11 protein-coding genes and 1 pseudogene are annotated in these 13802 nt (G+C 60.4%); 8 read left to right on the top strand and 4 right to left on the bottom strand.

Translation table 11 applies throughout. From position 1 onward, the window contains the following. Window positions 1–306, top strand: a 306-nt coding sequence (gene greA / locus IV091_RS18075; protein ID WP_293470814.1) for a transcription elongation factor GreA, incomplete at its 5' end; no start/stop codon positions are given. Further along, window positions 306–755, top strand: coding sequence for a DUF4149 domain-containing protein (locus tag IV091_RS18070; protein WP_293470812.1), 450 nt, complete (start codon window positions 306–308; stop codon window positions 753–755). The genes greA and IV091_RS18070, both read left to right, overlap by 1 nt. Window positions 756–777: 22 nt before the next feature. Here IV091_RS18070 and folD read toward each other — a convergent pair whose 3' ends face one another. The 3 genes from folD to IV091_RS18055 form a co-directional block, all read right to left on the bottom strand. Beyond that, on the bottom strand, window positions 778–1629 hold the full coding sequence (gene folD / locus IV091_RS18065; protein ID WP_293470810.1) for a bifunctional methylenetetrahydrofolate dehydrogenase/methenyltetrahydrofolate cyclohydrolase FolD: 852 nt from the start codon (window positions 1627–1629) through the stop codon (window positions 778–780). A gap of 89 nt (window positions 1630–1718) precedes the next feature. Further along, entirely contained in the window at window positions 1719–2345 is a 627-nt protein-coding gene (locus IV091_RS18060; RefSeq protein ID WP_293470808.1) for a response regulator transcription factor, read from the bottom strand. Window positions 2346–2392: 47 nt separating this feature from the next. Continuing rightward, window positions 2393–4963: a PAS domain-containing sensor histidine kinase gene (locus IV091_RS18055; protein ID WP_293470806.1), complete on the bottom strand. Its 2571-nt coding sequence runs from the start codon at window positions 4961–4963 to the stop codon at window positions 2393–2395. Between the two features lie 293 nt (window positions 4964–5256). Here IV091_RS18055 and aceE point away from each other — a divergent pair, with 293 nt between their 5' ends. From aceE to IV091_RS18025, 6 genes and pseudogenes are all read left to right on the top strand, one after another. Further along, entirely contained in the window at window positions 5257–7989 is a 2733-nt protein-coding gene (gene aceE / locus IV091_RS18050; protein WP_293470805.1) for a pyruvate dehydrogenase (acetyl-transferring), homodimeric type, read from the top strand. Between the two features lie 54 nt (window positions 7990–8043). Then, window positions 8044–9717, top strand: a complete 1674-nt coding sequence (aceF, locus tag IV091_RS18045; RefSeq protein WP_293470804.1) for a dihydrolipoyllysine-residue acetyltransferase — start codon at window positions 8044–8046, stop codon at window positions 9715–9717. Window positions 9718–9775: 58 nt separating this feature from the next. Then, window positions 9776–11623 (top strand): dihydrolipoyl dehydrogenase, encoded by a 1848-nt coding sequence (lpdA, locus tag IV091_RS18040; protein WP_293470802.1) that lies wholly within the window; start codon window positions 9776–9778, stop codon window positions 11621–11623. Window positions 11624–11716: 93 nt separating this feature from the next. Further along, a complete protein-coding gene (locus IV091_RS18035; RefSeq protein ID WP_293470800.1) occupies window positions 11717–12052 on the top strand; it encodes a hypothetical protein in 336 nt (111 codons plus the stop codon). Then, a pseudogene (rhuM, locus tag IV091_RS18030) lies at window positions 12049–12360 on the top strand (RhuM family protein); the annotation flags it as partial. The gene IV091_RS18035 and the pseudogene rhuM, both read left to right, overlap by 4 nt. Before the next feature lie 85 nt (window positions 12361–12445). Further along, on the top strand, window positions 12446–13159 hold the full coding sequence (locus IV091_RS18025) for a type I restriction-modification system subunit M N-terminal domain-containing protein (protein WP_293470798.1): 714 nt from the start codon (window positions 12446–12448) through the stop codon (window positions 13157–13159). Between the two features lie 182 nt (window positions 13160–13341). Here IV091_RS18025 and IV091_RS18020 read toward each other — a convergent pair. Next, a partial coding sequence (locus tag IV091_RS18020; protein WP_293470797.1) for a spore maturation protein occupies window positions 13342–13802 on the bottom strand: 461 nt, incomplete at its 5' end.

Genomic DNA, 13802 nt, shown 5'->3' with positions numbered 1-13802 from the left:
ATTGAAGGCCGTATCCAGGAAATTGAAGGCAAGCTGTCCACGGCCCAGATCATCGACCCTTCATCGTTCGAGGCCGGTCATCGGGTGGTGTTCGGCTCCACCGTCAAGCTCGAAGACGAGGCCACGGGTGACACCGTGACTTACCAGATCGTGGGTGAAGACGAAGCGGACATCAAGCTGGGACTGGTCAACATCGGCTCGCCGATTGCCCGCGCCCTGATTGGCAAGGAAGAGGGCGATACCGCCGAAGTGGTGGCCCCGGGCGGCATCAAGCGCTACGAAATCGTGGCCGTCCACTACATTTGATGCGCGCGTCACTGCGCCACCGAATTGCGCTGCTGGCTGCGGCCCTTTGGTGGGGCAGCCTGACTGCTTTGGGTTTTGTGGTGGTTCCGCTGCTGTTCATGCACCTGGGTAGCCCGTCCGTCGCTGGCGCCATGGCGGCCAAGCTTTTTACCGCACAGACCTGGCTCAGTACCGCGTGCGCACTGCTGATGCTGTTGCTGGTTTTAAATAAAAAAGACCCTTTAGCCCATGCGCAGTGGGTGCAAGTAGCTATTAAATTTGTAGTGGCTGGGTTGCTGCTGGCCTTGCTGGTCGAGTTTGGCGTGGCGCCGCGCATTGTCAGCGCACGGGCTGAGGGCGGCAACCTCAGGCTTTGGCATGGCTTGGGGAGCGCGATGCTGCTGGGCCAGTGGCTGTGCGCTGGGCTGACACTCTGGCGCCTCTCCCGCCAGCCTGCCGACGCCAGTTGAGCGGGCCTGGCGCCAGGTCTGTTCAGGTCAGGCTGCGTTCTGCCGCTTCCAGCGTGTTCACCAGCAGCATCGTGATGGTCATGGGGCCAACGCCGCCCGGTACGGGGGTGATGTAGCCGGCCACTTGCCGCACGCCCTCGAAATCCACGTCGCCGCAGAGTTTTCCGTCTTCATTGCGGTTCATGCCCACGTCAATCACGACGGCACCGGGTTTCACCATATCAGCGGTCAACACGTTTTGTTTGCCGACAGCCGCCACGACCACGTCCGCCAGCAGCGTCATGGCTTTGAGGTCAGGGGTCGCGCTGTGGCAAATCGTCACGGTGGCATTTTTTTGGAGCAGCATCAGCGCCATGGGCTTGCCCACGATGTTGCTGCGGCCAATCACCACGGCATGCTTGCCGCGCAGGTCGTAGCCAATGCTTTCCAGCATCTTCATGCAGCCGTAGGGCGTGCAAGGCCAGAAACCAGGCTGACCCACCATCAGGGCGCCGGCGCTGGCCACGTGAAAACCGTCCACGTCTTTGGCCGGAGAAATCGCTTCAATCACTTTTTGCGCGTCAATGTGGGCGGGAAGCGGCAGCTGAACCAAAATGCCGTGAATCGTCGGGTCATTGTTCAGTGCGTCAATGCGCGCCAGCAACTCTGCCTCCGTCAGGGTGGCGGGGTGGCGTTCCAGCAGCGAATGCACGCCGCTGTCTTCGCAGGCCTTGACCTTGTTGCGCACATAGACCTGGCTGGCAGGATTCTCGCCCACCAGCAGCACGGCCAGGCCCGGCGCGATGCCTTGCGCGCGCAGGGCGGCTGCGCGCTGGGCCACTTCGGTGCGCAGTTGTTTGGAGAGGGCGATTCCGTCGATCAGTTGTGCGGTCATTTTTCAGTTTTACAAGTAAAAACGCCCGTTAGCCAAATAACTACGGGCGCCGAAAGCTATTAAATAAATAGCAAAAAATTTTCTCTGGTTCAGGCCTTGGGGGCGCTCGAGCCCAGGGCGGTTTTGAGCAAATCGGCCACGGTATTGGCGTTGAGCTTTTCCATGATGTTGGCGCGATGCGCTTCCACGGTCTTGATGCTGATGCCCAGATCGTCGGCAATCTGCTTGTTCAGGCGGCCCGCGACGATGCGTTCCAGTACCTGCGCCTCGCGCGACGTGAGCTTGGCCAGCAGGGCGTCGCGGCTGGCGGACTGCTGGTGGTCGCTGAACACTTCCTTGGCCTGCTCCAGCATGCGTTCGACCAGATTGACGAGCGCTTCTTCCTGAAAGGGCTTCTGGATGAAGTCCATGGCACCCTTTTTCATGGTGTCCACGGCCATCGGCACATCGCCGTGGCCGGTGATGAAGACGATGGGCAGCGGCGACTTGCGTTCAACCAGTCGGTCCTGCAATTCCAGACCGGTCATGCCGCCCATGCGGATGTCCACGATCAGGCAAGCCACTTCGCGTGCGTCATAGCGGCTCAAAAAGCTTTCCGCCGAGTCGTAGCAGCGCACCCGGTAATCTTTGCCTTCGAGCAGCCACTGAAGAGAGTCGCGCACGCCCTCGTCGTCGTCAACGACGTAGACCGTACCTTTTTTGGGAATCAAGCTCATGCCATGCTTTCTTGGTAAACGTTGTCTCAATGATTTCAGGAATGGCTTTAGTCAACGTCGGCGTCTTTGTCCGCTCTGCTATCGCTGGTAGCGCCCGCGTGTGACTGCGGGGGTGTTACGGGAATCCAGAAAGTAAACCGGCACCCCACCATTTCGTCGCCATTGTAGAGGTTGACGGCTTCCATCCGGCCCTGGTGAGATTCAACAATACTGCGGCATAGTTTCAGACCGATTCCCATGCCTTCAGCCTTGGTGGAGTAAAACGCCTCAAACAGCCGGGCCTTGACTTCGGGAGACAGGCCCAGCCCCGAGTCGAGTACGGAAAACTCCACGACGCTCTGGTTTTCAATCTGTTTGGGCACCACGCGCAACTCCACGTTGCGGCGGGCGGTAGGCAAATTCGATTGCGCAATCGACTCGGCTGCATTTTTCATCAGATTAATCAGCACCTGCTCGATCAGGATGCGGTCGACCATGAGATTGGGCAAGCGCGCCGCGATGTAATGGGTCAAGCGCACGCGGTGGCGCTTGAGCTCAATCTCGGCCAGTTCCATGGCGTTGCTGACCAGCGTAGCCACATCGGCCGGCGCGCGGTTGGGCTCGCTGCGTTTCACAAATGCGCGAATGCGCTGGATGATCTGCCCGGCCCGGTGTGCCTGTTTGGCGGTTTTCTCGAGTGCCACCAGCAGGTCTTCGTTGCTGATTTGCTGGCCCCTGATGCGCGACACCATACCGTTGCAGTAGTTGTTGATGGCCGTCAGCGGCTGGTTGAGTTCGTGGGCCACACTGGACGCCATTTCACCCATGGTGATCAGGCGGCTGGCGGTCTGCGCCCGTTCGTTTTGCTGTGCGGCCTGCTCTTCGGCGTGGCGGCGCGGCGTGATGTCAGTGGCAATCACCATCTGTGCCAGACGGCCGTCCACCCAGGTCAGGTAGCGCGAGCGCACTTCCAGCCATTTCGAGAGTTCGGGCACAAAAATTTCGGCGTTTTCAGACTGGGCGGTGGTGAGCTCGTCGGTGGGCAGACCGGCAAGACCGTCGACCGCATCCAGTTCGTCACCGGTCGGCAATGCGGCTGGCACGCCAGCCTGCGCAATCATGTTCATGTGTCCAGATACATCCCCACCAAACCAGGAGCGGTACAACTTGTTGGCAAACAACAACTCCTCACTGCCCAGCGGCGCCACTGACACCGCCGCATCCAGGCCTTGCAGCACCGTGGTGAAGCGCTCGTAAGAGGCAATCAACTCCTCGCGAATCCGCTTGGGTTCGGTGATGTCGGTCATGGAGGTCATCCAGCCCGTTTGCTGGCCGCGCGGATCAATCAGTGGCGACACGTACATGCGGGCATCAAAAATCTGGCCGTTTTTGCGCTTGACCCGGACCTCAAAACCCCCGGGCGGCGTCCTGCCATGCAGCTCATCGTCGAGTCGCGCCATCATGGTGTCCAACTCTGCTTCGGGCCAGTGCGGAAACGGCGGCGTCCTGCCCACCAGGTCGGATTCTGAGAGGCCGGTCATCTGGCAGAACGCCGGGTTGACGTAGGTAATGCGGCCTTGCAGATCCAGGGCGCGCATCCCGGTGAGCATGGAGTTTTCCATCGCCCGGCGAAAGTTGGTTTCTGAAATCAGTGCTTGCTGGGCTTGCACGCGGCGACGGGTATGTCGCCAATTGCCAAGCAGCATCCAGACGGTCAGAGCGCTCAAGGCGCTGACCAGCCAGAAAAATCCGCTGCCCACGACACCGAGCGACGCGCGATAACCCTCGGCCCGAATCAGCAGTCCGTTGCCGACCGGTGAGACCGGTATCTCATAGGCGGCCGCACTGTCAGACCATGGAAGCAGGCGCGCGGCACGGCTGCGCGGCGGCGGCGGGCTTCCTGCCAGCACCAGGTTTTTATCGTCCACCAGGGTCACGGCATATTTCGCCGTGACTTCAGTGGGCACCCCAAAGCGCAGCAAACCGTCGATGGCGTAATCTCCGATGATGACGCCATCGAATTTGCCCTGGTTGTCCAGCGGCACTTGCAACTGCAGGCTGGTCGTACGGTATCCATTACTGGTTCGCGCCACCATCGGGCGGGAGTAAACGGGTTGCCGCAGGTCCCTGGCCAGGTCATAGGTGCTGGCGGTTTCACCCGGCTTGAGCTGGTCCCCGGTAGCGTGCAGCTGATTGGTGCTGGCGCTGGGCGATACATAGGCAAGCTTGATGCGCCGTTTACTGTCTACCCAGCTCACGGCCATCAGTTCCGGATACTGGTTCACCAGCGCTTCCGCCTGAAGAATAAAGCCCTCGGCGTCAATCTCTTTGTTCGAGACATCACGGCCAATGCGCATGAGCTGCTCTTGCCGCTCCAGCAGGCGCAGGCGCAGGCGCTGCTGGGCGTACTCCACGTCCCGTGAAACCGCTTGCTGCTCGCGGTCTATTTCCTCAATACGCAGGTAGCCGAAAGCTGCAATGACGGCGGCCAGAAAAAGCACCACCGCCAGCAGCGGACCCAGTGTGATGAAACGGTCTTGCTGCGAGGGCGACTGCATGCGCCACCAGCGGCGCCACATGCCCAGAGGCTCCGGGCTGGGCCTGGGGTCAAGAGGAGGCGGCGGTACTGGCTTGGACATAAGTAAACATTGAATTTTAAGTGAGTTGCGTTGGGGGGATCCGCATTGACGTGGATCCGCCCGAAGTCGCGCCGGTTTGCCGATCTCGCTTTTTTAGTGCCATTTGCAGCTTATTTGCCTCATATTATTTCACATAATGAAAAGGTAACTCGCAATTTGAAATTACACAAATATTGTGAGAAACTTGATGCTCGCATTTAATTTACGTTTAAATATGGGTTGAATGCATGAATTGCATCCGCCGCCCGCAGGGTGGAGATGCAGGTTTAAAAGCGTTATTCAGGAGACAAAAAATGGCTGCTAATTTCAACGAAGCGGGCGCGGAAAATTCACGCGCTGCCGCCAACGAGACCCAGGACAAAGACACGCAGGAAACCCGCGAGTGGATGGATGCGCTGTCCGCGGTGATTGAAAGTGAGGGTCCTGAGCGCGCCCACTTTTTGCTGGAGCAACTGCTTGAGCATGCCCGCCAGAAAAGCATAGACATGCCTTTTTCTGCCACCACGGGCTATGTCAACACCATAGAAACCGACCAGGAAGAGCGATCCCCCGGAAATCTTGAAATCGAGGCGCGGCTGCGCGCCTACATGCGCTGGAACGCCATGGCCATGGTGGTCAAGGCCAACCGCCTGCACCCTGCCGATGGCGGCGACCTGGGTGGTCATATCGGCTCGTTTGCGTCGCTGGCCAGCATGTTTGGCGCCGGGTTCAACCATTTTTGGCATGCTGAAAGCGAAGGCCACGGTGGCGACTGCCTCTATATTCAGGGCCATGTGTCGCCGGGCGTTTACGCGCGCGCCTACCTGGAAGGTCGCCTCACGGAAGAGCAGCTGCTCAACTTCCGCCAGGAAGTCGATGGCAAGGGCCTTTCCAGCTACCCGCACCCCAAGCTGATGCCCGAGTTCTGGCAATTCCCCACTGTGTCCATGGGACTGGGTCCATTGATGGCCATCTACCAGGCACGTTTTCTTAAATACCTGCACGCCCGCGGCATTGCCAACACTGAAAACCGCAAGGTATGGGTGTTCTGCGGCGACGGCGAAATGGACGAAGTCGAAAGCCTGGGCGCTATCGGCCTGGCTGCACGCGAAAAGCTCGACAACCTCGTGTTCGTCATCAACTGCAACCTTCAGCGACTCGATGGCCCGGTGCGCGGCAACGGCAAGATTGTTCAGGAGCTTGAAGGCGAGTTCCGTGGCTCCGGCTGGAACGTGATCAAGCTGCTGTGGGGCAGCAGCTGGGACCCGCTGCTGGCGCGCGACAAGGACGGCGCGCTGCGCAAGCTCATGATGGAAACGCTGGACGGCGACTACCAGGCCATGAAAGCCAACGACGGCGCCTATGTGCGCAAGCATTTCTTCGGCCGCGACCCGCGCACGCTCGAAATGGTCGCAAAGATGAGCGACGACGACATCTTCAACCTGCGCCGCGGTGGCCATGATTCGCAAAAAGTCTACGCCGCCTTCCATGCCGCCGTTCAGCACAAGGGCCAGCCTACGGTCCTGCTGATCAAGACCGTCAAGGGCTTTGGCATGGGCAAGATTGGCGAAGGCAAGAACAACGTTCACCAGACCAAAAAGCTCTCGGACGAGGACGTCAAGGCTTTCCGCGACCGGTTCAATATCCCGATTCCAGACAGCCAGCTGGCCGACATTCCGTTTTACAAGCCGGCCGACGATACGCCTGAAATGAAGTACCTGCACGAGCGCCGCAAGGCGCTGGGCGGCTATTTGCCGCACCGCCGGACCAAGGCCGACGAGAGCTTCACGGTGCCCGCGATAGAAACCTTCAAGTCCGTGATGGAGCCGACCGCCGAAGGACGCGAAATCTCGACCACCCAGGCCTATGTGCGTTTTCTCACCCAGTTGCTGCGTGACCAGGCGCTTGGTCCGCGCGTGGTGCCCATCCTGGTCGATGAAGCCCGGACCTTTGGCATGGAAGGCCTGTTCCGCCAGATCGGCATCTACAACCCCGAAGGTCAGAAATACACCCCGGTCGACAAGGACCAGGTGATGTACTACAAGGAAGACGTCAAGGGCCAGATCCTGCAGGAAGGCATCAACGAGGCCGGCGGCATGAGCAGCTGGATCGCAGCGGCCACCTCCTACAGCACCAACAACCGGATCATGATCCCGTTCTACGTGTACTACTCCATGTTCGGCTTTCAGCGCGTGGGCGACCTGGCCTGGGCCGCCGGTGACATGCAGGCGCGTGGATTCCTGCTGGGCGGCACCTCCGGTCGCACCACGCTGAACGGCGAAGGCCTCCAGCATGAAGACGGGCACAGCCACATCATGGCCGGCACCATTCCCAACTGCATCAGCTACGACCCCACCTTTGCGCATGAAGTGGGCGTGATCCTGCACCACGGCCTCAAGCGCATGGTGGAAAAGCAGGACAACGTGTATTTCTACATCACGCTGCTCAATGAGAACTACCCCATGCCTGGCCTGAAAGCCGGCACGGAAGAGCAGATCATCAAAGGCATGTACTTGTGCAACCCGGGTGCAACCGACGCTGCCGTGCCGCGCGTTCAGTTGCTGGGCTCAGGCACCATCCTGCGTGAATCGATTGCCGCGCAGGCCCTGCTTGAAAGTGACTGGGGCATTGCCGCCGATGTCTGGAGCTGCCCGAGCTTTAACGAACTCGCCAGGGACGGCCAGAACACCGAGCGCTGGAACCTGCTGCACCCGCTGGAGACACCGCGCGTGTCCTTTGTCGGCGAGCAACTTGAACACCACACCGGCCCGGTGGTGGCGTCCACCGACTACATGAAGGCCTACGCCGAGCAGATCCGTTCCTACATCCCCAAGGACCGTACCTTCAAGGTGCTGGGCACCGACGGCTTTGGCCGCAGCGACTTCCGCAGCAAGCTGCGCGAGCACTTCGAGATCAACCGCCACTACATCGTGGTGGCCGCCCTGAAGGCGCTGAGCGAAGAGGGCACCGTGCCGGTCGCCAAGGTGGCTGAAGCGATTCAGAAATACGCCATCAATGTCGACAAAATCAATCCGCTTTACGCTTGACGTAAACCTTTTAGCCCAAGAAGCCCAAGACGCAAGCAAACGGAGACCAACAACATGGCATTGATAGACATTCAAGTTCCCGACATTGGGGATTTCGACGAAGTAACGGTGATTGAACTGCTGGTCAAGCCCGGCGATACCGTCAAGGCCGAGCAGTCTCTGATCACGGTCGAGTCCGACAAGGCCTCGATGGAAATTCCGTCGAGCCACGCCGGCGTGGTCAAGGAAATCAAGGTCAAGCTCGACGACAAGGTCAAGCAAGGGTCGGTCGTGCTGACGCTGGAAGCGGCGGGTGCTGATGCTGCGGTCGCGCCAGCGCCTGCAGCCGTGCCGGCCCCGGCTGTGCAACAGGTGCCCGCGCCTGTGGCCGCTGTTGCTGCGGCCCCCGTTGCCGCCGCCAGCGGCCCGGTCGAAGTGCATGTGCCCGACATTGGCGACTTCAAGGATGTCTCGGTAATCGAGATTCTGGTCAAGCCCGGCGACAGCATCAAGGCCGAGCAGTCGCTGATCACGGTCGAGTCCGACAAGGCCTCCATGGAAATCCCGTCGTCCGCTGCCGGTGTGCTCAAGGAGCTCAAGGTCAAGCTCGGCGACATCGTCAATATTGGCGACCTGCTGGCCATTCTGGAAGGCACGGCAGCGCCTGTGGCCGCAGTTGCGGCACCTGCTGCTACGGCTCAACCCGCCGCCGCTGCAGCCTCGGCGCCAGTCGCGGTGGCGTCAGTACCTGCACCTGTATCTGCACCTGCCGCGCTGCCAGCCCATGCGCCCACCGTGGCGCCCACCGGCAATTTGCCGCATGCCTCGCCATCAGTGCGTAAATTTGCCCGCGAACTCGGCGTTCCGCTGGCCGAGGTCAAGGGCACAGGCTACAAGGGCCGCATCACGCCGGATGACGTCCAGGCCTTTACCAAGGCGGTGATGACAGGCGCCATCCGCACCGAAGCGCAGGTGGCCAAGGCCCCCGCGCCAGCAGCATCAGGCGGCGGCGCAGGCATGGACCTGCTGCCGTGGCCCAAGGTGGACTTCAGCAAGTTCGGCCCGGTCGAGCGTCAGCCGCTGTCGCGCATCAAGAAGATCAGCGGCGCCAATCTGCACCGCAACTGGGTGATGATTCCGCACGTGTTCAACCACGACGATGCCGACATCACCGAGCTGGAAGCCTTCCGCGTCCAGATGAACAAGGAAAACGAGAAGTCCGGCGTCAAGCTCACCATGCTCGCCTTCCTGATCAAGGCCTCGGTGGCCGCGCTCAAGAAGTTTCCCCAGTTCAACGCCTCGCTCGACGGCGACCAGCTGGTGCTCAAGCAGTACTGTCATGTGGCTTTCGCCGCCGACACGCCCAACGGCCTGGTGGTTCCGGTGATCCGGGATGCCGACAAGAAAGGCGTGCTGCAGATTTCGCAGGAAATGGGCGAACTCGCCAAGAAAGCGCGTGACGGCAAGCTCAGCCCGGCTGACATGCAGGGCGCCTGCTTCACCATTTCGTCGCTGGGCGGCATTGGCGGGCGTTACTTCACGCCCATCATCAACGCCCCTGAAGTGGCTATTTTGGGTGTCTGCAAGAGCCAGATTGAACCGGTCTGGGACGGCAAGGCCTTCCAGCCGCGCCTGATACTGCCGCTCAGCCTGAGCTGGGACCACCGCGTGATTGACGGCGCTGCCGCCGCGCGCTTCAACGCCTACCTGGGCCAGATATTGGCTGACTTCCGTCGCGTGCTGTTATGAGCCGCCCCGATTCGGATCAACCGATGGAAGTATTCACCCTCCAATTGAAAGCCTCCCAATGAGCGCAGCTACAAGCTTGATAGACATTAAAGTCCCGGACATCGGCGACTTTGACGAAGTGACCGTGATTGAAGTGCTGGTCAAGGCCGGTGACACCATCAAGGCCGAGCAAAGCCTGGTCACGGTTGAAAGCGACAAGGCGTCGATGGAGATTCCGTCCTCGCACGCTGGCGTGGTCAAGGAACTCAAGATCCAGCTTGGCGACAAGGTCAAGCAGGGTTCCGTGGTCCTGACGCTGGACGCCGCAGGCGCTGCCGCCCCGGTTTTGGAGCAAAAACAGGCTATAGCCCCCGTAGAACCTGCGCAAGAAGCTATCAATACAGTAGCAATATCAACGCCATCGGCTGCCGTCTTCAACGGCACGGCCGATCTGGACTGTGACCTGCTGGTGCTGGGCGCTGGCCCCGGCGGCTACTCGGCTGCCTTCCGCGCGGCCGACCTGGGCCTGAAGGTCGTACTGGTCGAGCGCTATGCCGCGCTGGGCGGCGTCTGCCTGAACGTGGGCTGCATCCCCTCCAAAGCGCTGCTGCATGTGGCCGCCGTGATGGACGAAGTCAGTCACCTCGGCGCGCTCGGCATCGAGTTCGGCGCGCCCACGGTCAACGTGGACATGCTGCGCGGCCACAAGGAAAAAGTGATCAACAAGCTCACCGGCGGGCTGGCTGCCATGGCCAAGATGCGCAAGGTGACGGTGGTGCGCGGTTACGGTGCGTTCGTGGGCGCCAACCATGTGCAGGTTGAAGAAACCAGCGGCAGCGCGCAAGAAAAAACCGGCAAGACGCAAACCATTGCGTTCAAAAAGGCCATCATCGCCGCAGGCAGCCAGGCCGTGCGCCTGCCCTTCATGCCCAACGACCCGCGCGTGGTGGACTCCACCGGCGCATTGGCGCTCAAAGAAGTCCCCAGGCGCATGTTGATTCTGGGCGGCGGCATCATCGGCCTGGAAATGGGCACCGTCTACAGCACGCTGGGCGCCCGCCTGGACGTGGTGGAAATGATGGACGGCCTGATGCAGGGCGCGGACCGCGACCTGGTCAAGATCTGGCAAAAGATGAACGCGCCACGGTTTGACAACATCATGCTCAAGACCAAGACGGTGGGCGCGCGCGCCTTGCCCGAAGGCATTGAGGTGACGTTTGCGCCAGCGGAAGAGGGCGGTACGGCCCCCGCGCCGCAGGTCTACGACCTGGTGCTGCAGGCCGTGGGCCGCACGCCCAATGGCAAGAAGATTGCAGCCGAGAAAGCCGGCGTGGCGGTCACAGACCGTGGCTTCATCAACGTCGACATCCAGATGCGCACCAACGTGCAGCACATCTTCGCCATTGGCGACATCGTGGGCCAGCCCATGCTGGCGCACAAGGCCGTGCACGAAGCGCATGTGGCCGCCGAAGTGATTGCCGGTGAACTGCAAGGCAACAAGGAACTGGCCAGCGCCGCCTTCAATGCTAGAGTGATTCCGAGCGTCGCCTACACCGACCCCGAAGTGGCGTGGGTGGGCCTGACGGAAGACCAGGCCAAGGCGCAAGGCATCAAGGTCAAGAAGGGCCTGTTCCCCTGGACGGCATCGGGCCGCGCGATTGCCAACGGCCGCGACGAAGGCGTCACCAAGCTCTTGTTTGATGACAGTCCTGAGGCGCACGGCCACGGCAAGATCCTGGGCGGCGGCATGGTCGGCACCCACGCGGGCGACATGATCGGCGAAATTGCGCTGGCCATCGAACTGGGCGCCGACGCGGTGGATATCGGCAAGACCATCCACCCCCACCCCACGCTGGGGGAGAGCATTGGCATGGCGGCGGAAGTGGCGCATGGCAGCTGCACGGATTTGCCGCCAGCGCGCAAGTAGACCAAGCATCCAAGCTACCCTGCAAAGCCCGAACCCTCACCGGTTCGGGCTTTTTGCTGTGTGGGTGACACACCGTTTTTCCACCATGTGGCCATGCTGGCCGAAGTGCAGAAGGCCGCCGGGAACGGAAAGCTCTACACCTATCACTTCAATATGCTGCGCAGCATTTTGGAGAAGACGGCCACCTTTTTCGGGCACGATGATTTTTCTGCCTGCATTCAGGGTTTTGATGACACGGAGCTGTATGCCCGTGCGCTCAATTTGTTAAGCCACGGTAAATACGACATCTATCAGCCTATGGCCATGGTGGACGACAACAAGCGACTTTTCAGGCAGATCCTTGATGCATTTTTGGGCCGCTATAAGTTTTCTCTGCCCGACATCCTTGAGCGACCTGCCACCAAAGCCGTCCCGGCTCCAACACCATGAACGACTTGATTCTTTACACCACCGAGGACGGGAAAAGCCAAATTCGGCTTCGGGCTGATCTGGGCACGGTGTGGCTGACACAGCTTGAAATGGCGGAGCTCTTCCAGACCACCAAGCAGAACATTGCCAAGCACCTCAAAGCCATTTTTGTTGAGCAGGAGTTGAGCCAGGAATCAGTTGTCAACCAACGGTTGACAACTGCCGCCGACGGCAAGAACTACCGGGTAGCGCACTACAACCTGGACGCCATTTTGGCCGTGGGCTACCGTGTGCGCTCGCCGCGTGGCGTGCAATTCCGGCGCTGGGCCTCCACCGTGCTGAAGGAGTTCTTGACCAAGGGCTTCGTGATGGACGACGACCCTCTGGGCGATTGCCGACCAACTGCGCGGGGCCATGGATGCGGACGATTTCCGCGACTACATGCTGTCCTTCCTGTTCCTGCGCTACCTGTCAGACAACTACGAGGCAGCGGCCAAAAAGGAGTTGGGCAGCGACTACCCCGATATCGCGGCTGATGTATTGCAAAAAACTGGCGCGAGCACTCCACTTCAGGTTTGGTATGAAGAAAACCTGAACGACGTGCCCGCCTTTGAGAAGCAGATGCGCCGCAAGGTGCATTACGTCATAGAGCCCTTACACCTTTGGAGCAGCATTGCCAGTATGGCCCGCATGCAGGACGGCGAGTTGTTGCACACGCTGCAGGCTGGCTTCAAATACATTGAAAACGAGTCGTTTCAAAGCACGTTTGCCGGCTTGTTTTCAGAAATTGACCTGGCCTCGCCCAAGCTGGGTAAGGGCTATCCAGAGCGCAACGCCAAAGGCAAGCGTCAGAACCAGTTGACGCAAGAGCACATCGCGAAAATCATCGAGACCTACCAGTTCCGCAAGGAAGCGCCCCGATACTCCCGCAGGGTGGAGATGGCCGAGATTGAGAAAAATGATTTCAACCTGAACATCTCCCGCTACATCAGCACGGCAGTCGGCGAGGCAGAGATTGACCTGGAAGCGACGCATGGCGAGTTGGCCGAGGTTGAAAAAGCCATTGCGGCGGCAAAGCACAAGCACAATGACTTCTTGAAAGAGTTGGGTTTAAGCCCGTTGCCATGAATTGGCCTGGCTATCAGCTATGGCCGCATGGGCAACGCTCTCAGTGCGCTTGGCTGCACCGGTAAGCCGCTAAACGCTGCTGATTCAGTAGCTGGCCGCACTGCGTTCGCGACGACGAACCGGTGAACCGTTCATGCTCCGTGTCCGGCATCGGACCGGATGCAAGGGCGCGCGCCTGCGACTCAGCCAAAGAACCAGTAGCAGACCCCGATGGAAGCCAGCACACCGGACAAATCCGCCAGCAGCGCGCAGCCCACGGCATGCCGCGCGCGCTGGATGCCCACCGAGCCGAAGTACACCGCCAGCACATAGAAGGTGGTTTCGGTGCTGCCTTGCATGGTGGCCGCCAGCAGCGCCGGGAAGCTGTCAACGCCATGGCTCTGCATGGTCTCGATCAGCATGGCCCGTGCAGCACTGCCGGAAAAGGGTTTGACCAGCGCCGTCGGCAGGGCATCGACGAAGCGCGCATCCCAGCCCGTCCATTCAACCAGGGTGCGAATGCCTTTCAGGCCTAAATCCAGGGCGCCTGAGGCGCGTAGCACGCCCACCGCGCACAGCATGGCCACCAGATAGGGCAGCAGATTTTTCGCCACCTCGAACCCTTCCTTGGCGCCCTCCACAAAAGCCTCGTACACCGGCACTT

This window comes from Polaromonas sp. (assembly GCF_018780625.1).
Taxonomy (GTDB): domain Bacteria; phylum Pseudomonadota; class Gammaproteobacteria; order Burkholderiales; family Burkholderiaceae_C; genus Polaromonas.
This window is presented reverse-complemented; position numbering and strand designations above follow the sequence as displayed.

Coding starts and splice junctions, on each gene's coding strand:
- aceF (WP_293470804.1), top strand. CDS start 8,044: ATGGCATTGATAGACATTCAAGTTCCCGACATTGGGGATTTCGACGAA.
- lpdA (WP_293470802.1), top strand. CDS start 9,776: ATGAGCGCAGCTACAAGCTTGATAGACATTAAAGTCCCGGACATCGGC.
- IV091_RS18025 (WP_293470798.1), top strand. CDS start 12,446: ATGGATGCGGACGATTTCCGCGACTACATGCTGTCCTTCCTGTTCCTG.
- IV091_RS18035 (WP_293470800.1), top strand. CDS start 11,717: ATGCTGGCCGAAGTGCAGAAGGCCGCCGGGAACGGAAAGCTCTACACC.
- IV091_RS18055 (WP_293470806.1), bottom strand. CDS start 4,963: ATGTCCAAGCCAGTACCGCCGCCTCCTCTTGACCCCAGGCCCAGCCCG.
- IV091_RS18070 (WP_293470812.1), top strand. CDS start 306: ATGCGCGCGTCACTGCGCCACCGAATTGCGCTGCTGGCTGCGGCCCTT.
- folD (WP_293470810.1), bottom strand. CDS start 1,629: ATGACCGCACAACTGATCGACGGAATCGCCCTCTCCAAACAACTGCGC.
- IV091_RS18060 (WP_293470808.1), bottom strand. CDS start 2,345: ATGAGCTTGATTCCCAAAAAAGGTACGGTCTACGTCGTTGACGACGAC.
- aceE (WP_293470805.1), top strand. CDS start 5,257: ATGGCTGCTAATTTCAACGAAGCGGGCGCGGAAAATTCACGCGCTGCC.